The following is a 16922-nucleotide window of genomic DNA, read 5'->3' on the forward strand; positions in this document are numbered from 1 at the left end:
AGCCGACGACGATGACATAGGTCCTTACGACTTGAGGCAGACTTCCAGAAATCGCAACAGAGACTGCATGGCCGCGTCCAGCAGCGTCGTATTCGGCGGGTTGCGCCCCAAGTTCATGCTGAGCACCAGTGCATTCCTGTGCACGCCCAAGGCAATCGCGGGGGCAGGCCGCTTGCGCAAGCTGATGTTGCGCAGTCCTTGTTCCGCCGCTTCGAAGAGAGTCCATGGGCACGGTGCAAACAGGCTCATGATGTGCTCTTCCTCCACCGTTTTATCCAGCATCAGCCAGCGCCCGTTCTCCAGATCGAGCATCATGCTCTCCGTGCCATACGGTATCCAGCTCACTTCGCCTGCTGCGCTCCCTGACGAGGACATGACTTCAAGATTCATTGCCCCTCCGCCAGAAGTAAGCTATCAATCAACTGCTGCACTGCCGCGATGGTCTGCAGCCTTTGCTCGTCGCCGGAAAATATCTTCGGGGGCAGGCTGCGCAGAATGTCCAGGACGCCATTCAAAAACAAGACCTGGGCTTTCGGCTCATCGTCATCAAACTCGCCGGGATCATCTTCATCCGGTTCTTCTCCATTCGAGTGTTTCGATCCGTTATTTGAGTGTATACCGGCCTCATTCGATTTTTCATCGATTATGTCCAACCCATACTTTTGTATTAGTCGGAGTACGTAATGACTCTCGATCCATTGCTCCGCGGTGAACTTCACCAGGTCCGTCATGAGCACGACGGGCTTCAGATTCAGCACCGGATAGGCGCGCTTCAGCCATTCCACTATGTTGCGACAGCGCTGTAGTACGGCCACCGCGGCGGACAGCTGATACAGGTCCTGCAGGATGGCGTGCAGGCGTTCCGGTTCGGACGAGGGGCGGATCGATGCCAGGTCGGAGCCTAGCGCCTTGCGCAGGAGATCGACGCCGCGTTCAAGTTCATCGCCGAAGCGTTCGAGCACCAGGGCAAGTGTGGCAGAGAATGTGGCCTGCCCCAAAACCGCGTCCCGGTAAGTGGTGCGAAACATGTCCGCTGCCGCCGGTTCCTGGCTGAAGGCCGTCGCTTCTGCGACCGTGTTGATGTCGGCTCGTATCGTGGGCGCATGCAGTGCGTGCATCCACTCGACGGCGTCGCGCAAGGCTTCGACGACGTCGGGGTTGCTTCCATTGGCGCGTGCCATGTGATAGGCATGCTCGAGTGCCAGATATTGCCTGGTTGGGTCGCGACTGAAATTGCGTACGGCCGCGAGCAGGGACAGGCGTTGCCCTGCAATGTCGATCAGACGCGCCGCGAAACTTGCCGCATCCTCCGCGTTGGAGCTCTTTCCCAGGATTTGCAGTAATTCTTCTATCTTGGCTGCCCGCTGAACGATATCAGCTTGCGGATGGGTCAGTTCGAACTCGTCGAGTTTCTTGTCTTCCGCACGTTCTTGATGCGCGAATCCAAGCTCTTCCGCAGCATCGGTAAGATTGAATTTTTGGCCAGGAACGCCGGCGCCCTGCGCCGGAACCTGATCAAAGTGCGATTGCGCGGACAGAACGTCGACAGCATGCTCCACCCGGACGGTGCTGATGGTCGATATGCCGTTGATGTTCGCAGTGGACATGGTGTTGCGTTGCTTGATTGACTGACTGATTAGCGCTTGGTGGAAGAAAAACGAATAGAGTTCGGTCGACCGCTATTAACAACATTAACAATTGGCTGCATCCGGGCGTCGCGAGCCGCTCCCACGATCGATCTTCCCTGGCTGCCCGCGCCAAATTGTCCGCGTCGTGCGGGCATCTTGCAGTAAAGAGATGCTGCTTCCCGAGGGATGGAACCTTATTCGTAAAACTTCCACTACAGGCTTTGTAGAACTCCCGGACGGAAACTTCACCACCTGTTCGGCTACGAAAAATTTCTCTTGATTGCAGCCTGACTCAAGGGCGGCACGAGATGGATGGGTATCCAAAAACTTGAGTTGTTTTGCGCGCAGGCGCAGGAAAAGCGGAGGAGTAAATCATGGCTAATGATATTGGCATCACCATGGGATCGCAATTTGTTCAAGTTGACGGCGTTGAGCTCCAGTCGACGCTGAATGTGGAGCAGTGGATGCTGTTGGTCCAGCAGGAGCGCGTCGGCGAACTGGATAACGTGGTCACGCAACAGGCCGAGCAAATCCATAAACGCAATCAAGCTATCGCCAACCTGAACACCGCACTCAGTGCAGTCACTGCGATTCAAGCAAAATTTGCGAGCGATGCCAAACCGGGTGACAAGGTCAGAGATGCGGTAGGAGGTGAAGGGCCATGGAGCGCAGGTGACTACCAGCTGGAGACGGACGTCAATGAGGCATTGACTGCTGCCGGTGTAGACAATCTGTTTAATACCCCTATGGGACAGCGAGATACAAATGAGGGGGGGAGTGGCAATCATCTTAATTGGCAAGGGCACGGCATGTGCGGCGACCGGACAAAAGGAGACGTCGACGGCGCCATCAGCAAGCTCAAGAGCACGATCGACGCTCTCAGCAACTTGCAACAGATGGATACGCTGCGTCTGCAAAGCGTGATGAATAAGCGCAACGAGGGCTTCGACATCATGTCCAACTTCATCAAGAAGTACTCGGACGTGCTGGACTCCATCATCCGCAATCTGGCATAAAGCGGCGCCTGCGCAATGCATTGACAGCGCGAGCCGAGGGAAAAACAGGGAAGGTCGATATGCAAAGCATGCAATTTCCAGTCGAAAAACTGGCCGAGCAAGTGAGCGAACTGTTCAACAATGGCGGCACTTTGGGCGATGTGTACGGCTACACCGAGACGGATTACGAAGTGGTGTACACGCTCGGCTCGAATTTGTACAAGCAGGGGCGCTATTCGGATGCGATGAAAGCGTTCGGTTTTCTGGTAATCCATAACCAGTGGGAGCGGCGCTTTGTCAGCGCCTTTGCCGCCAGCTTGCATATGTTGAAGCGCTACGAGGACGCGATTCAGTACTACTCGATTGCTTCCGTCATGGATATGCGTGACCCGGTACCGACCTTTCATACCGCGGAATGCATGATTCCGCTGGGGCGCGTGGACGATGCGAAAGAGGCGTTGGGATTCGTGATTCTGCAGTCTCGCGATGAACGGTATGCGGGCCTGAAAGCACGCGCGCAGGCGATGCTGGATTCACTGGTCGCAAACGAACGCAAATCGAAAGACAGAGAGGGAGATCATGGCTCAAACAGTAAGTAACAGTTCCGCTGCGTCGCCGTATGCAAGCGATGTCTCGGCGATTATCGGCGCCGGCCGGTCGAACGGCTCGGGAGAGGTTGATTCGACGGCACTGCTCGATGAACTAGTCGTATTGTCACGCAGAGTCGACCGGGAATCGGGCACGGGTTCGTTGCCGGATGCGCCGGAGCTGGATTTGCCGACGTTAGGCTTTACGACGGATGACATGGCCATTCTGCTGACCGCCTTGCGATCGAAAACCTTCGACGAGCAGATTAAAACCGGCAAGGACGGGCTGGAAATCGATCGCAAGAAAACGCAAGACATCAATGATCGCGCAATGAAGAAGATCCAGGAGTGGGTCGATAAATGCAAGGAGGCGCAGGAGAAGGACAAGGCGGGCGGCATTTTCGGCTGGCTTACCAAGATCTTCTCCTTTATCGCCGCCGCGATCTGTACCGCGCTTGCCGCTGTCGCGACCGCGGTAACGGGTGGCGCTGCCGCGCCACTGCTGGCGGTTTCCGTCATTCTTCTTGCCGGGACGACGCTGACTCTGGCGAGTGCGATCAGCCAGGAATGCGGAGGTCCGGCGCTGGAGCCGTCCGCTTGGTTATCCGACCTCATGACAAAAATGCTCGTCAGCTTCGGCATGGATGAGGAAAAGGCGAAATCCCTCGGCAAGATCCTGGCTACCGTGGCCGCTACCGTCGTCACCGGGGGAGCGGCTCTTGCAGTCGATCCGCAACTGATGGGAAATCTGGCAGGTGGTATCGCCGAACTTTCCGGCGCCGCCAAGGATACCGCGATGTGGCTGAACATGGCTTTTACGATCGCCGCGTCGCTTGCCGTCATGGTGGTCGCGACGGTCATGACAGGCGGCGCTGCGATGACGCAGGCAGTGGACAAGCTCAGCAAATTTGCGGCAATGGCGATGAAGGTCGGCAGGGCAATGCAAGCAGGAGCGGGCATTACCGCAGGCGCGACCCAGGTGGGCCACGGCGCCATGCAGATCCAGGCTGCCGACGCTCAGCACTCGGCGGATAGAGCCATGGCGCAAAAGAAAGAGCTGGAGGCATTGCTGCTCAAACTGCAAAAGATGATGGAAGAGGGCCGCGAGGACTTGAAGAAGATCATGCAAGCCGTCGAAGAAATGATGAGCAACTGTATCCGGATGCTCACCACGAATAGCGAGACCCACCTGCAGCTGATCGACAATATCGGGTCAACAGGCTCAACCGTGTAATGCGTCTGCAAATGAATAGAGTGGTTCAAACGGCGGTGCGAGAAATGCTCCCACGGGCAACCTGCGGCAACGACCTCGGCGGTCGCCAGGAATTTCTCGCCCGCCTCACTTTCGAATAACGGAGGACAACATGGTAAGCAGCGTTACAAGTACTCAAAATATCTATTATCTCGATGGTATCGGTGACCCGAAACTGTCTGCGCCACGAAGCGGGCAATCCGATCAAGCACCGCCGCCGCCTTCTTCGGTCGCTGAATCTGATTTGTCGCCGCCCAATGCAACGGACGGGCCAACGCAGGCACATATCCTGGAGCTGGGCTTTGCTTTCGAGCATACGCAAACGGATATCGAAGATGTCATGAAACTGCTGTATGACTTTGCAAGCAAGACGCGCCAGGCGCAGAAGGCGATACGCCAAAGCGAGCTTCGGGCCCAGGTGGAAGTGCTGCTGAGCGCCGCGCAGAAACTGAAGGACGCGGCTGAAGCGAACTTCAAGGCCGCCATCATTAGCGGTGCTATGGGAATAGCTGCTGGCGCCCTGGGGATCGCGTGCAATGCATACGGACTTAAATCGTCGATGAAGAGTATTTCGACTGATAAGAAGATTGCCGGCCTGGAGAGCAAGCTGGAGACCTTGAGGTCCGATGGCGTGGCCACCAAGGAAGTCGGCAAGCGCATGGATGCAATAACCGAGGACATCGCAAAACTCAATGAACTGTCGAAACGGAAAGCTGCACACGGCATGATATGGCCGGGAATGGGCATGGGCGTCAGCCAGATGGTGAGCTCGGCAGGCGATGTCGCTGCTGCGCCACTCAAGCGGGAAGCCGACCTGGACACCGCTGACTCCAAAAAGCTCGATGCATTGGCAACGACTCATCAGGCACTGTCGGAACACGCGGCGGAGTGGGTGCGCGAGATGCAGGACCTCATGCAGGACCTACTGCAAAAAATGCAGGCCCTCATTCAACTCCAGCATGACACCAACAGCAAGATTGCGAGCTGATCATGGGCGATCCAAAGGCAGAGGGATCCGGCGATTCATCCACGAATGAACTGATTGATCAGTTGCGCGCCTTGCCGTCGGCGCGGCGATTGAGTCCGGAAACGCTTGAATCGGTGTATGGGCTGGGGTTCAACCACTACTCGCAGGGGCAGTACGAGGCGTCTCTCCGCTACTTTGGATTTCTGACGGTGTACCGCCCCACGGAGCCGCGCTTTCTCAATGGACTGGCACTCAGCCATCAGCGTCTCGGCAATTACGAGCCGGCGATCCAGGCGTACTCGATGGCTGCGGTAATCGACCCGTTGACGCCGCAACACATGATGGGCGTGGCCGATTGCCAGCTGCTCGCGGGCCAGTTTGATGCGGCTCTCGGGACGCTGGAGACGGTCATTTGCTATTGCAAGGAAGCCGGTGGCTTTGACGCGGTGTTGCGACGTGCCGAAGAATTGAAGGCCTATATAAGCAAGCATGCTTGCGCATGAACTGCGATTCATTTTCAAGCACACAAACAGGAGATCACTATGTCAAACTTTCATGATCCCAAGGTGGCGGAAATCGTGAAACAAGCAGAGCGGCTGGTTGGCAAGGCGCGGCAACAACGCGGCTCGACCGACGACCTGTATCGTCAATACGGACTGGATCCGGATAAGGTGCGTGCCGTCCTGGAAGCACACGGCGGACCAGGACAGCGTGAAAAAGCGCGGGCCCTGGTCAAGGCTGATCTTCAGGAGATTGAGCAGGAGCTGGCCGAGGAAAAGGCGCGCAGAAGAGGGACACAGTCGAAGCTCAGGGTGAAGCGCCCACGCGACATGATTTGAATTGCACCTGTCGAAAGGCCGTCTCTTCAAAACCGCTTGTCTGAAATTTCAAGCAGACCACGCGCCGCATTTTTTCAAACTGGTTCCGGCAGTGCCCATTGCCGGAACCATGCTTATCGCAACGCTCCATTCTCAACGCCGTAGATAGCACTACCGGTACGAGTTCAGTCGGGCCATTCAAACGCATCCCAAAAACATGGCCGATCTTGCGTCATGTATCTCGTGGCCGACATTCGGCATACGCAGCAGGCCTTCATGTTCTCACTGCAGACGGCGGGTCATGGCAGGACGAAACCTGCACACCCTGCCTGGAAGCGAAAACGGCTCCAGCAGACTGTTGAAAAACTACTGCGCGGGCTGATCCTGGGGCCTGAGGTGCTCTGCGTACAGGCGTACGCGTGCGCTCCTCGGTCCCAGTCTCGGCCCGCTCGCTACGTTTCTCAACAGCCTGCTAGGCCATTAACAAGCACTAATAGTTAGTGCAATAAAAAACGGCATCTCGGATGATGGTTTTACGGGCTAATTTGATGAGATTGAATACCCTGAACTGAATGCGATCGGTGATGCCGCCCAGGCGGATTGATCCGAAACTCGGGCTGACGCATGCCTGCTTCAATTTGCCGGGATTGCAGATGGACACTACAGAACAACAAATATTAAGTCGGTCTGATCATGAAGGAAATTTGTTCGCGCTTGCCGAGCTTGTGCGGGAGCGCCGAGCACACCTGTTCCGTTTCATATTGCGCCGGGTGCGCGATCCGGCCGAGGCCGAAGACATCATGCAGCAAGCATTTTTCGAGGCGGTGAAAGGCATCCAGCATTTTCGTGAAGACTCCAAGATCAGCACCTGGCTGTATGGGATCGCTTCAAAGCTTGTGACGAATTATCTGTGCAAATCGCCGCGCTGCATCTATCGCTGGGTAGACGACAGCGTGTTAGAGCTGGACAGCAGCTACTCCTGCGATCCGCACGCCGCAGTGACACTGCGTGATCTGTTGAGTCGACTGCAACATCACCTGAGTCTGCTGCCGGAAGAGATGCGCGAGACGATTTTTCTGGTGGCCGTAGAGGAGATGTCCTACGCCGAGGCCGCGGCCTGTTTGCGCATCCCGATTGGTACCGTGCGCAGCAGGATTTCCCGCATTCGATCCTTTCTGGAGGAGCGACTGGTCGAAGAGGGCGCCGGCTATGCGGGCGCAATGGAAGACTGCGCTGCACCTTAGCAGGCGCGCTTTGTGAACAGGAGGTGCCATATGCGATCACCGATGCAAACGCAACATACAGTCGATTTTTCAAGGGGCGACGTGTCGCAGGATGAGTCTCGACGGTTACTGGAAGTGTTGAGGCGAGGGCGATACGCGCTGGAAGCGAAACTCAGAGCCGGGTGTTCAGGAAATGAGTTCAGCCAGTTGGCGCAGTTGCTGGTTGCCGTGGAAGCCGCGGAAGAGTTTGTCGAATCAGCTGCCGTCTGACCATCCGCAAACAAGGACTTTCCTACTTCATGACAGGAGTCATACCATGCCGAGCACACACTTCTCCGGAACCGGGGTTTATACCCAAATGTCGGGCACTTTGGATGCTGCCAACACCAGAATGCAAGACATAATGAATTCTCTTGCCGGGACGACGGAACTCAGCCCACAAGAACTGCTGCGAATGCAGACCGAGCTGGCGACGTTGCAAAACGTTACGTCCCTTGTCGCCACCCTGATCAAGGACGCCAATGACATGATCAAGGACGTTCTGCAGAAAATGTAAGCGCATCTGTATTGAACAGATGAATGACGACATACCGACGTAAGGATGTGCAGCAATCGCGGCATCCTCGATGCGGGAGAGGCTGTAGTCAACGCGCGACGCTTGTCACTCACTGAGTTTCTTAATCGGGACGGGGCGGATTTGTGGATACCTTGCTGTTGCCAAAAAATATCCGGCTGCTGCTTGAGACGCGAGGAGTCTCGGTGCGGGAGTGTCTGCGCACCGATGGCCGCTATTCGTTAGCTTATGACGGCGGTCGCCTCGACGTCTATCCGCTTGCCGGTGGGCGCCTGGTGCTCGAAACCATGCTGGCCGAATTGCCGACCGAAACATCGCAGCGCCGCGTCATGCTGGAATCGGCCCTGCGCTACTCCACATCGCAAATGAAGATACGCCAGGATACCTTGGCGCAAACGCCAGCCGCCGATGCCTTGGTCCTGCAGTGTGAACTTGATTCCACCGCGTCCCTGCTGGACATGGAGGCGTCGGTGTCACAGTTCCTGAATGCGGCCGAGCGTTGGCGGCGTGTCCTGCGCCCGACGCAGAAAAGCGAGAGCGTGCCATGGCAGCGATAGCAATTCGGACGTGTCTCCGGCGAGTAATGGCTGCGCTTCTCAAGGTGTTTTCGGCCGACGCGATGTCGTTTCGTCGCTTTCTGCTGTTGACCTTGCCCTTGATTGCATTGGTTTCCTATCCTCTGACAGTACATGCCGCGCCGCTGGCGCGCGACACTGGCGCATATGCGTACTACGCGACCAATACGCCGGTCGCCAAAGTGCTCGCCGATTTTTGTGCGAATTTTGGCATTCGGCTAAAACTGGGGCGTGATATATCCGACAAGCTCAACGGACGTTTGAACGCACCGACTCCGTCAGAATTTCTCAATCAGGTGACATCGACGCTAGGTCTCACCTGGTTTTACTACAACGGCACGCTTTATGTGAGCCGCGCAGCGGAATGGCAAACCCGTACGCTGGCGGTGCCCAAAGGTGCGGTAACGAACCTGAAGCAGGCGATGATCGATCTGGGCGTGTTCGATGCGAAGTTCGGCTGGGCGACGATGCCGGATCCCGGCCTGGTTTTCTTGTCCGGGCCGCGCGAGTATATCGATCTGGTTGACGCGACCGTGCAATCGCTCAGGGTCACGCCGGGTGGCAAGCAAATCGCCTTGTTTCGCCTGAAGCATGCGAATGCAACAGATCGTACGGTGGACGTACGCGGAACGAGCATCGTCATTCCCGGAGTGGTGACCATCTTGCGTAGCCTGGCCGGCAGCGGGCAATCGTCGGCATCGCCGAGGGTACGCACGGGCGGGGATGCAAACAGGATACCGCCGAATGGCGGCGGCGCGGTCGACGGATCGGGCGGGACGAAGATGATGAACGTCAGCGACGATGCAAGACCCGCGGCGTCGGAACAGGTGATAGGCAGCGAACTTGGCAGCGGCGCAACGATCGAAACGGATACGCGTCTGAACGCCTTGATCATCAAGGACACGCCTGAGGCCCTGGCGATGTATCAAAAGCTCATCGAAGCGATCGACGTTCCCGTCGCACTGGTGGAAATCGAAGCGATGACGGTGGACATCAGCAAAACCCGTCTCAGTGAACTGGGCATCGATTGGACGATCGCCGGCAACCACAAGTTAAGCGCTACCTTGGGTAACAATGAGGTGGTGCCGACCGCGGGCGCGCTGTCGCTCGGCTATAACACCAATGCGGTCACCTTGGTCGGCAACCAGGCAGCCGCATTGATTGCCAAGATAAAGCTCCTTGAGACAAAAGGCGATGCGAAGGTGGTCGGCAAGCCGTTTGTTCTTACCACCGATAACCTGATCGCAGTCATTGACCTGAGCCAGACCTTCTATGTGCCGGTGCAAGGCGAACGCGTGGCCACGTTGACTCCTGTGACGACCGGCGTCATGTTGAAAGTGGCGCCGCATGTGATCTCCCACGGGAAGGCGCCGGCCGAAATACGGCTGGTGGTCGATATTCAGGACGGTGCACTGGTCAATCGAACCGGACTGAGCCTGCCGCTCGTTCAACAAAGCAGCATCAGCACGCAGGCCACCATCCTTGAGAATCAGAGCCTGCTGATCGGCGGTTACGACAGGACTGCCGATTCGAACAGCACTGCCGGTGTACCCGGCTTGTCGAATCTTCCGGTCATAGGCGGATTGTTTCGCAACAACATCGTCCAGACCGATGACACCAAGCGCTTGTTTCTGATTACTCCGCGAATTGTGAATATCGACAACGGCGGGCCGGACAAGACGGACAGCGGGATAGAACACAAGTCGTCGCTTCGGCGTGATAGCCAGGCCTCGTCCGCGCCATTGTCGCCAGCCTTGATGACCAGCGCCGCACCGCCGGCACTATCCGTAAAAGAGTCAGCATCGCCTGGCGGCAGAACCCTATTCGATTGAGGAGATGCAGACATGACGAGTTTGATGAATGGCCAGACTGGCAGCAACGATATTTGTGCCGACGAGGAGCAAACGTGTTCATCCTCGGCATCGGCTGCCGCGAATCCCGGAGACCGGATGTCAGGTGGACTATTGCCCAGGGAACTGTCGAGGGCATTGGCCGAAGTCGGCTTTCGCGCGATGTCGACATCACATCGTACAAAGTCACAACTGATATTCAATGCGTTGCGGCAGCTTCTCCCGGAGTCCGAGTTGCCGGTGATAGGCCTGGCATTGTTCGCTATGAGCAGTGACGACCCGTACGCAGCGGTGACGCTGCTGGAGGACGCACTAGCGAAGATGCCGGACAGCCTGGAGATGAGGGCATTGCTCGGTCGCGCTTTTTTGCGCGCCGGCCGCTTCGATCAATGTGCGCTGGTACTTGAGCAGTTGGCGTGCTGCGATGTGCAGTCATCGGTCGGGCGCTATGTCCAGGCCTTGCGTGATGATTTGTTGTACAGGTCCGGCCCCGCTGCAGTCCATTGCATGCAAGTGGTTAAAGACTCGCGTTTGTAGACCTACATTGAAGGAGACAACATGGATCCAATGACAACTCTAGGCGGGGCTGCCGCGGTCTCGCCGGCATTAGCGCCGAATGCACCGAATGCGCCTGGTCGCCGTGAGGTGAGCACAGGCGATGCGCAAGGATTTTCCAGCATGATGGCGGATATGGCGCAGATGGAAAAAAACGTGGCCGCATCACCGTTTCGAGTGGCAGCGCCGGCCGGAAGCGTGGACCAGCCTGTCAATGCGCTCTATACCGGCGGCGATATGCGGTCTTCGGGACTGGGCGACAAAATCCTGGTAGGCCTGCAGAAAATCGATGAAAGCGTCAACGGCAGGATACAGGAAGTTCATCAAAGACTTGAAAAGTTCGAGTCGCAGAAAACGGAACTATCCATGCTCGATGGTATGAAGTTGATGGTCAATATGACGTCCATGATGACCGAAGTCGAGTTTTTTTCCGGCGGGGTCAAGAAGCTCGATACCGCGGTCGACAGCTTGTTGCACACGTCATGAACCGCGACCGGATTCTTCGTCACATCGTTTGTCGGACGGTGTCCGGAATGCAGCGTCTTTGGGCGCGTGGCGTACCGGCGATGATCATGTGCACCGCGCTGCTGTTGACAGCATGTGGAAGCGAGGTGGAGCTGTTCGGCGGATTGCTGGAGAGCGAGTCCAATGAAGTGCTGGGCGCGCTTCTCAATGCTGGCATCGAGGCACACAAGACGAGCAACAAGGCCGGCGTGAGCATCAGTGTCGAGCAATCGGCCGTCGTGCGCGCGATCGATGTGCTGCACCAGCAGGGCTTGCCGCATACGCGGCGGGTAACGATGGGTGACGTATTCAAAAAAGAAAACCTGATCTCTTCTCCGCTCGAGGAGCGTGCGCGTTACTTGTATGCGTTGTCCCAGGAGTTGGAACTGACGCTTTCGCGCATTGATGGCGTGATCGCCTCTCGCGTTCACATCGTTCTGCCGGAACGCAGCGGAGTGGGGGAGCCTATCGTTCCGTCGTCTGCGGCCGTATTTCTCAAGTATCGGCCTGGGTATGGCGTTGAGAATGTGGTGTCGCAGATCCGTTCTCTTACAACGAACAGTATCCCGGGGCTGGCACCGGACAAGGTGGCGGTGGTATTGGTGGGGGCCGCAAACACGCAGAATGACGCCCAGAACCCCCATCTGGATAATGTATTGTTCTTGCGTGTCGAGAAAGGATCGGTCGCCTCGGTGCGGTTGATGTTCGCCAGTTTCATGATCGCATTCCTGCTGGCGTTGGGAATGGCGATCTACCTGGCGGCACGCGATCCCCGCTACGGACAAATCAAATTCATTGCCGGGATGAAGAAGGCTCTGCGTATATCCTCCGCAAGCTGAAGCATGCGGGCTCTGCGCAAGGAAGGAATTGCATCGATGTCAATCATCTCTCTATTGCAGCTTGGCGGACGTCGCGCGGCCGATTTCGCACTGCGTCCCAGTCTGTCTATGGACGAGAATTGGAAGAGGAAAATCCTGCCGCCGATGTTTCAGGCGAACGAAGTGAGCATGCGCGCACACCGATTCGTGTCGCGCCATATCGCATCGCAACGTGCGCTTGTGGCAGCCCCTTCGGATGCTGGGACGGATCGCCTGGTGTGGGCTATCGTGCTGCTCGAGCCATGTCGCCTGGATGCGTTTCTGCTGCACTTCGGCGCGCTCTTTGCCGCACAGGAAGTAAGGCAGGTCATCGGCAAAAAGGAAGTTGACGCATACAAGCAAGTGCTTGGCGATGCGCTGTACTGGTTCATGCTGCATCGTGCGCCATTGCTGGGCGCGGCTGCCCTTGCCGAGCCGCGGCGTCACGGACCGGATCAAATCATGGCTGCCATACGTGGCGCCGGGTACGCCGCCTTGTCGCAATTATGCGGCCAGCATGAAGCCGGACTATGGGACCGCGTGCAACTGATGCTGCCGGATGTGGCGCAGGCAGAGGCAAGCGCGTATTCAACCATCCCCGAAGCGCCGACATTGCGGCGCATGGCGGCAAAACTATTGCGGGAACTGGAGACCACATGGGCGAGCAGATTCTTGGCGGACAACAGGTCCGTCTAGCGAGACAAGGAAAGCTCGTCCGACGCGAAGAGATCGAGCTTTGGAAAACCGGGCAGCAATGCCTTGAACTGGCGCAGGCGGATGCCCGGACCATCATCGCCACAGCCCGGGAAAACGCAGTACGCGAGGAGGCACGCGGGTACGCGGAAGGGATCCGGCAAGCGCAGGAAAAGCAGGCCCGGATCACGCTGGACATGATCGCGCGGCGCGACGCCTATATCGCAAAGGTGGAACTTGAGTTGGTTGCTGTTGTGATGAATGCGATGCGCAAGATCTTTTCAGAATTCGATGATGCAGAGCGCGCCCGAATTATTGTTTCCAAGGCACTCCACACTTTGCGTAATCAAACCCAGGGAACGATTCGTGTACATCCGGAGCAATATGAGGCCGTACGCCGATCCGCCGATACCTTGGCGAGCGCCTGCCCTAATCTGCGCAGCCTGGTTGTCGAGAGCGACCCGAGAATCGCCGCGGGATCCTGCGTCCTGTTGAGCGATATCGGTATGATAGAGACCGATATCGACACCCAGATCAATGCGATTGAGGCTTCCCTTACTCGTGCCGCCGCGGCAAAGGCGGGCATCGGGATTGAGCAAGGAGGCGTCCCGGATAGTTGATGTGTCGCCGGCCCGATTGCGCAGATATCGTTTGCTATCAAACGCCCTGGTCTTGCATTGTCCAGACCTCGATTTTATCTGCCGCCACACGCAAGGATAAGGGCCCCCACGAAACTTCAATAATGTGGAATTTCGTGCCGGCGGGAAGTTTGGAATTGACATAGAGCGAAATCGCACTTTGTTTTAAAACGCCATTCCTTGTTCTCATCGCATCATCCGCATTTCGAGTGACAACGAATATGTCGGTGGCCTGGCCATGCTTCGGGGATGCCAATAACTCGTCCAGCCTGTCCGTTATATAGGCTTCCGCATGGTACAAGGCCATTGGTACGTCATTATCGGAATCCTCCCCGTCTGCCGGGCGGTAATATGCGAACACCGGGACACACGGGCGAAAATCGCAGGAGTACATCCTTTGCGAACTATATTCCATGCGCCCAATCCCTACCTTTTTATCGGTGGCGGCAATGCGCTTTGCGATCTCGCCATGGGAAATTTCGCTATGTTCAATACTTAAATCAGGCGGCAACGCTCCGCCAAAGGAATAGATTTTGAAGCCAATGCCGTTTGAAGAACTTGCCGCGACGTCTTTAACGATCAACGGCGGGTCGATCGGGCGCTTCCCCACTGCCTCATGATTGATGGAAGGAACAGCTGATGTTCTCGACTGCGGCGAGTCAAGCGGCGGGCCTCTGTCAGTTATTGCGCGGTTGGCTGCGTCCACCAGTGGCGTGGCGCGCGTCTGCTGTATGCGCACGGATGGCCCGTTATTGCCTTGAGAAGGCGGCGGCGATGCGCTGTTCGCGCAATATCCGGAGAGACAGTCACCAAGTATTCTCCACATATTTTTCTGCTCCGCCCTAAAACGCCTGGTTCATATCGAAAAAGTGACGGAGGCCTGGCCGCTCACATTTTTGATCTTCCATTAATTGGATATATTGTTCGGTGAGTCCGATGAGATGTTCAACATGCTCATGCAATTTTTCAGCACAATCGATCTGGATCGGGTGCAGGCAGTAAACCAGAAGCAGCTGGTTGTATTCATCGTCGATGGCCAGGAATGCACCGCGATTTCTCGATACTCTCAAATTTTCACTCAACAGAATCCGGTACGCTTCGGCCGCACTTTCCCTCTGCATCGACATGAGCCATACCGTTGCGATCACCTTGCCGTCTTCAGGATGCCAACGAATACGAAGCATCTTGCTATTGAGTATTTTCAAGGTGACATTATTGGCATCGGAAATCTCGATATCCGGTATTCCTATAATCCTTCCAAATTCGAGCGCAATATACGGAAAGTTGAAATCCATTTTTTCCTTCTGGCGATTTGTGCCTGTCATCGATTGGTCTGGGAGTGCGAAGATGGGCAGGCGCCGCTTTGCAATGGATATGTCCGAATGGTTGTGGCGTGCTTGCTTGACTTATGGGGCACGCCTTCACAACATCCTAGATTTTGTTGAACCCGGTAAACACCGCGCGGCTGAATGATCGATCGCTGATCACTTGCCCCATTTTTGACAGCTCGGCGAGGGCCAGGATTTTGTCATGCAGTTGTTGGCCGTTCAGGCCATGTTTTTCATCGAGCGAGATCGTCGATACCAATGCAAGCCGGTCTGTTTCCGGCACCGAAGCGAACGCGAGACCTTCTACAGGCAGCACGGCATTTGCCTGCAACATCTGAAGATAGACGCTTTCCTTTCGCTCCGATGGCGGCAGATTCAGTTCAACGATGATTTTCATGCACGTTGGATTGATTACGCCAAAATGCATGAAGCCTATATGCACATCGCCTAGTGTCACCCCGTCTGAAGCCACTACTTCTTCAAAATTCAACTCAACCAGGCCGCAGAAATCTCGTAGCACATCCAGATATCGCTCCGGTGGCTGAGCAATTTTTTCTGCCAAATCTGCGTTGTCGAATATGTCGTCTCGCATGCCTGCTCCGTGAACTTATGCTCGCTCCAGCGCCGCAGTGTTGACAGGCGGTTCTGCGGGAGGACTGGACAAGTTGACAGTAGGATGTACGACGAGGCCGTCAGAGGGTGTCCTCTCTTCTTGGGCTGCACTGTCAAGCGTGTCCACAGCGGGAGGAAGATCCTGCATTTCAACATCGCCCGGATTGTCTTGTGCGTTGGCAGCGTGTCCTGAACTCAAATAGTTCATAAAGTTCTGAATATGCGGCGGCGCAAAGGATGCCAATCCAGCAAATATCAATACGGCGACCGCGAGCGGAATATAACTCGTAACTTCCGGGGGCACATGTTCCAGATCAGAGGCCGGTATCGATTTCAATATTGCATTTGCAACATCAACCACTCCTCCGGCGGCTGCCCCAAACATGCCGGTCATCAATGACGTTACCAAGGTTTTTCCGAGGGTCGAGCGTGTCACATCTTGCTCCGTGACTTCGTTGCCCATAAGTGTCTGCAGAATAAACGGAAAATGTGTCACCATCTGTCCGGCTCCTGCCGATATCGCGAGCCCCCCCACAGTTGCTCCAGGGCCGGACACATGCTTAGACAACTGATCATTGGCCGTAAGAGCCGTGAAATATGTCGCAGCGATTACGCAAAACTTAAGTCGCGCCTGGAGTGCTGCGTTTTCTGGGTCTACCCTAAATTCCTTGCTGCCATTCGGCAGGCACCTGGTAATTCCAGCGTTCGCGGTTGGCCCAGCAAAGCCAGCTACAAAATACGGCAGAGCATTGCCTAATTCCGGCGCCGCCTTCTTCAAAACAGGAATGAGAGTTAGTACAAGGCTAGCAGCGCCGGCTCTTGCAGTTCCAGTACCGAATCCACCGGGTGCCCATCTCGGCGGGATCTCCTGCGCAGGAGGTTCAGCTGCTGCGGGAGCGTTCGCCTCGCTATCGTTATCGCTGACGCGTTGGAGCTGAGAATTGAAAAGGTTTGGGCTTGGGGTGGCTGAGGCGGGAATCATGTCTGCTCCGGAATAGGGTTAGGCGAGGTGAAAGTCCGATTAACCCACTAAGTGGAAATAATTTTCTTTTGGTTCCACGTCCTTGCGCTCAATGAATTCTGTTGAGGTGGTTCCGCTACTCGCCCACCTGTTGGCCATATGCCGAGGCTGCCCGTCTGCCACGCATTACAGAGGTGGTGTCATGAAATTTCTGAATGCACCGATTCGAATCATCCTTGCTGCACATGCCCCCCAGCGCGTGATGCATGCTGCCTTGCGAGAAATGCTTGCCGCACCGCCACAAT

Annotated in this window: 21 protein-coding genes; 15 read left to right on the forward strand and 6 right to left on the reverse strand. The window is 56.2% G+C overall.

Annotated features, from left to right (window positions below; genetic code table 11):
* Positions 1-24: 24 nt before the first annotated feature.
* Positions 25-390, reverse strand: a complete 366-nt coding sequence (locus tag VJ651_RS07070) for a hypothetical protein (protein ID WP_324106763.1) — start codon at positions 388-390, stop codon at positions 25-27.
* Positions 387-1607 (reverse strand): type III secretion system gatekeeper subunit SctW, encoded by a 1221-nt coding sequence (gene sctW, locus VJ651_RS07075; protein ID WP_324106764.1) that lies wholly within the window; start codon positions 1605-1607, stop codon positions 387-389. The genes VJ651_RS07070 and sctW overlap by 4 nt, the downstream gene beginning before the upstream one ends.
* Before the next feature lie 395 nt (positions 1608-2002).
* On the opposite strand from sctW, the gene VJ651_RS07080 reads away from it, so the two are divergent.
* The 15 genes from VJ651_RS07080 (at position 2003) to sctL (ending at position 13698) form a co-directional block, all read left to right on the forward strand.
* The gene (locus tag VJ651_RS07080) at positions 2003-2644 is read left to right on the forward strand and encodes a hypothetical protein (RefSeq protein WP_324106765.1); all 642 of its coding nucleotides are present in this window, start codon (positions 2003-2005) and stop codon (positions 2642-2644) included.
* Positions 2645-2712: 68 nt separating this feature from the next.
* A complete protein-coding gene (locus tag VJ651_RS07085; protein WP_324106766.1) occupies positions 2713-3222 on the forward strand; it encodes a SycD/LcrH family type III secretion system chaperone in 510 nt (169 codons plus the stop codon).
* Positions 3203-4444 carry a type III secretion system translocon subunit SctE gene (gene sctE, locus VJ651_RS07090; protein WP_324106767.1) on the forward strand — a complete coding sequence of 414 codons (1242 nt, stop codon included), beginning with the start codon at positions 3203-3205 and terminating at the stop codon, positions 4442-4444. The genes VJ651_RS07085 and sctE overlap by 20 nt, the downstream gene beginning before the upstream one ends.
* 130 nt (positions 4445-4574) lie before the next feature.
* A complete protein-coding gene (gene sctB / locus VJ651_RS07095; protein WP_324106768.1) occupies positions 4575-5450 on the forward strand; it encodes a type III secretion system translocon subunit SctB in 876 nt (291 codons plus the stop codon).
* A 2-nt stretch (positions 5451-5452) separates the two neighbouring features.
* Positions 5453-5932: a SycD/LcrH family type III secretion system chaperone gene (locus tag VJ651_RS07100; protein WP_324106769.1), complete on the forward strand. Its 480-nt coding sequence runs from the start codon at positions 5453-5455 to the stop codon at positions 5930-5932.
* Between the two features lie 39 nt (positions 5933-5971).
* Entirely contained in the window at positions 5972-6268 is a 297-nt protein-coding gene (locus VJ651_RS07105; RefSeq protein ID WP_324106770.1) for a hypothetical protein, read from the forward strand.
* A 632-nt stretch (positions 6269-6900) separates the two neighbouring features.
* Positions 6901-7491 (forward strand): RNA polymerase sigma factor, encoded by a 591-nt coding sequence (locus tag VJ651_RS07110; RefSeq protein WP_324106771.1) that lies wholly within the window; start codon positions 6901-6903, stop codon positions 7489-7491.
* 295 nt (positions 7492-7786) lie between these two features.
* Entirely contained in the window at positions 7787-8026 is a 240-nt protein-coding gene (locus VJ651_RS07115) for an EscF/YscF/HrpA family type III secretion system needle major subunit (protein WP_324106772.1), read from the forward strand.
* A gap of 158 nt (positions 8027-8184) precedes the next feature.
* The gene (locus tag VJ651_RS07120; protein ID WP_324106773.1) at positions 8185-8601 is read left to right on the forward strand and encodes a CesT family type III secretion system chaperone; all 417 of its coding nucleotides are present in this window, start codon (positions 8185-8187) and stop codon (positions 8599-8601) included.
* Between the two features lie 26 nt (positions 8602-8627).
* A complete protein-coding gene (gene sctC / locus VJ651_RS07125) occupies positions 8628-10451 on the forward strand; it encodes a type III secretion system outer membrane ring subunit SctC (RefSeq protein WP_324106774.1) in 1824 nt (607 codons plus the stop codon).
* Between the two features lie 12 nt (positions 10452-10463).
* Positions 10464-11006: a tetratricopeptide repeat protein gene (locus VJ651_RS07130; RefSeq protein ID WP_324106775.1), complete on the forward strand. Its 543-nt coding sequence runs from the start codon at positions 10464-10466 to the stop codon at positions 11004-11006.
* Positions 11007-11027: 21 nt separating this feature from the next.
* Positions 11028-11510 carry a hypothetical protein gene (locus VJ651_RS07135; RefSeq protein WP_324106776.1) on the forward strand — a complete coding sequence of 161 codons (483 nt, stop codon included), beginning with the start codon at positions 11028-11030 and terminating at the stop codon, positions 11508-11510.
* Positions 11507-12367, forward strand: coding sequence for a type III secretion system inner membrane ring lipoprotein SctJ (sctJ, locus tag VJ651_RS07140; protein ID WP_324106777.1), 861 nt, complete (start codon positions 11507-11509; stop codon positions 12365-12367). Before VJ651_RS07135 ends, sctJ begins: the two co-directional genes overlap by 4 nt.
* 36 nt (positions 12368-12403) lie before the next feature.
* On the forward strand, positions 12404-13081 hold the full coding sequence (locus tag VJ651_RS07145; RefSeq protein ID WP_324106778.1) for a SctK family type III secretion system sorting platform protein: 678 nt from the start codon (positions 12404-12406) through the stop codon (positions 13079-13081).
* Positions 13042-13698: a type III secretion system stator protein SctL gene (gene sctL, locus VJ651_RS07150; RefSeq protein ID WP_324106779.1), complete on the forward strand. Its 657-nt coding sequence runs from the start codon at positions 13042-13044 to the stop codon at positions 13696-13698. Before VJ651_RS07145 ends, sctL begins: the two co-directional genes overlap by 40 nt.
* A 37-nt stretch (positions 13699-13735) precedes the next feature.
* Here sctL and VJ651_RS07155 read toward each other — a convergent pair whose 3' ends face one another.
* From VJ651_RS07155 to VJ651_RS07170, 4 genes are all read right to left on the reverse strand, one after another.
* Positions 13736-14542, reverse strand: coding sequence for a hypothetical protein (locus tag VJ651_RS07155; RefSeq protein WP_324106780.1), 807 nt, complete (start codon positions 14540-14542; stop codon positions 13736-13738).
* 16 nt (positions 14543-14558) lie between these two features.
* Entirely contained in the window at positions 14559-15011 is a 453-nt protein-coding gene (locus VJ651_RS07160) for a type III secretion system chaperone (RefSeq protein ID WP_324106781.1), read from the reverse strand.
* 136 nt (positions 15012-15147) lie between these two features.
* On the reverse strand, positions 15148-15636 hold the full coding sequence (locus VJ651_RS07165) for a hypothetical protein (RefSeq protein ID WP_324106782.1): 489 nt from the start codon (positions 15634-15636) through the stop codon (positions 15148-15150).
* A gap of 15 nt (positions 15637-15651) precedes the next feature.
* On the reverse strand, positions 15652-16638 hold the full coding sequence (locus VJ651_RS07170; RefSeq protein WP_324106783.1) for a hypothetical protein: 987 nt from the start codon (positions 16636-16638) through the stop codon (positions 15652-15654).
* Between the last annotated feature and the right edge of the window lie 284 nt (positions 16639-16922).

Source organism: Noviherbaspirillum sp. (assembly GCF_035254865.1).
Taxonomy (GTDB): domain Bacteria; phylum Pseudomonadota; class Gammaproteobacteria; order Burkholderiales; family Burkholderiaceae_D; genus Noviherbaspirillum.

What these genes read in the sequence shown, in the direction of transcription:
- VJ651_RS07100 (WP_324106769.1), top strand. Translation starts at nt 5,453, where the DNA reads ATGGGCGATCCAAAGGCAGAGGGATCCGGCGATTCATCCACGAATGAA.
- sctL (WP_324106779.1), top strand. Translation starts at nt 13,042, where the DNA reads ATGGGCGAGCAGATTCTTGGCGGACAACAGGTCCGTCTAGCGAGACAA.
- sctC (WP_324106774.1), top strand. Translation starts at nt 8,628, where the DNA reads ATGGCTGCGCTTCTCAAGGTGTTTTCGGCCGACGCGATGTCGTTTCGT.
- sctW (WP_324106764.1), bottom strand. Translation starts at nt 1,607, where the DNA reads ATGTCCACTGCGAACATCAACGGCATATCGACCATCAGCACCGTCCGG.
- VJ651_RS07160 (WP_324106781.1), bottom strand. Translation starts at nt 15,011, where the DNA reads ATGGATTTCAACTTTCCGTATATTGCGCTCGAATTTGGAAGGATTATA.
- VJ651_RS07085 (WP_324106766.1), top strand. Translation starts at nt 2,713, where the DNA reads ATGCAATTTCCAGTCGAAAAACTGGCCGAGCAAGTGAGCGAACTGTTC.
- VJ651_RS07080 (WP_324106765.1), top strand. Translation starts at nt 2,003, where the DNA reads ATGGCTAATGATATTGGCATCACCATGGGATCGCAATTTGTTCAAGTT.
- VJ651_RS07170 (WP_324106783.1), bottom strand. Translation starts at nt 16,638, where the DNA reads ATGATTCCCGCCTCAGCCACCCCAAGCCCAAACCTTTTCAATTCTCAG.
- sctJ (WP_324106777.1), top strand. Translation starts at nt 11,507, where the DNA reads ATGAACCGCGACCGGATTCTTCGTCACATCGTTTGTCGGACGGTGTCC.
- VJ651_RS07135 (WP_324106776.1), top strand. Translation starts at nt 11,028, where the DNA reads ATGGATCCAATGACAACTCTAGGCGGGGCTGCCGCGGTCTCGCCGGCA.
- VJ651_RS07105 (WP_324106770.1), top strand. Translation starts at nt 5,972, where the DNA reads ATGTCAAACTTTCATGATCCCAAGGTGGCGGAAATCGTGAAACAAGCA.
- VJ651_RS07110 (WP_324106771.1), top strand. Translation starts at nt 6,901, where the DNA reads ATGGACACTACAGAACAACAAATATTAAGTCGGTCTGATCATGAAGGA.
- VJ651_RS07070 (WP_324106763.1), bottom strand. Translation starts at nt 390, where the DNA reads ATGAATCTTGAAGTCATGTCCTCGTCAGGGAGCGCAGCAGGCGAAGTG.
- sctB (WP_324106768.1), top strand. Translation starts at nt 4,575, where the DNA reads ATGGTAAGCAGCGTTACAAGTACTCAAAATATCTATTATCTCGATGGT.
- VJ651_RS07145 (WP_324106778.1), top strand. Translation starts at nt 12,404, where the DNA reads ATGTCAATCATCTCTCTATTGCAGCTTGGCGGACGTCGCGCGGCCGAT.
- sctE (WP_324106767.1), top strand. Translation starts at nt 3,203, where the DNA reads ATGGCTCAAACAGTAAGTAACAGTTCCGCTGCGTCGCCGTATGCAAGC.
- VJ651_RS07155 (WP_324106780.1), bottom strand. Translation starts at nt 14,542, where the DNA reads ATGTGGAGAATACTTGGTGACTGTCTCTCCGGATATTGCGCGAACAGC.
- VJ651_RS07115 (WP_324106772.1), top strand. Translation starts at nt 7,787, where the DNA reads ATGCCGAGCACACACTTCTCCGGAACCGGGGTTTATACCCAAATGTCG.
- VJ651_RS07130 (WP_324106775.1), top strand. Translation starts at nt 10,464, where the DNA reads ATGACGAGTTTGATGAATGGCCAGACTGGCAGCAACGATATTTGTGCC.
- VJ651_RS07165 (WP_324106782.1), bottom strand. Translation starts at nt 15,636, where the DNA reads ATGCGAGACGACATATTCGACAACGCAGATTTGGCAGAAAAAATTGCT.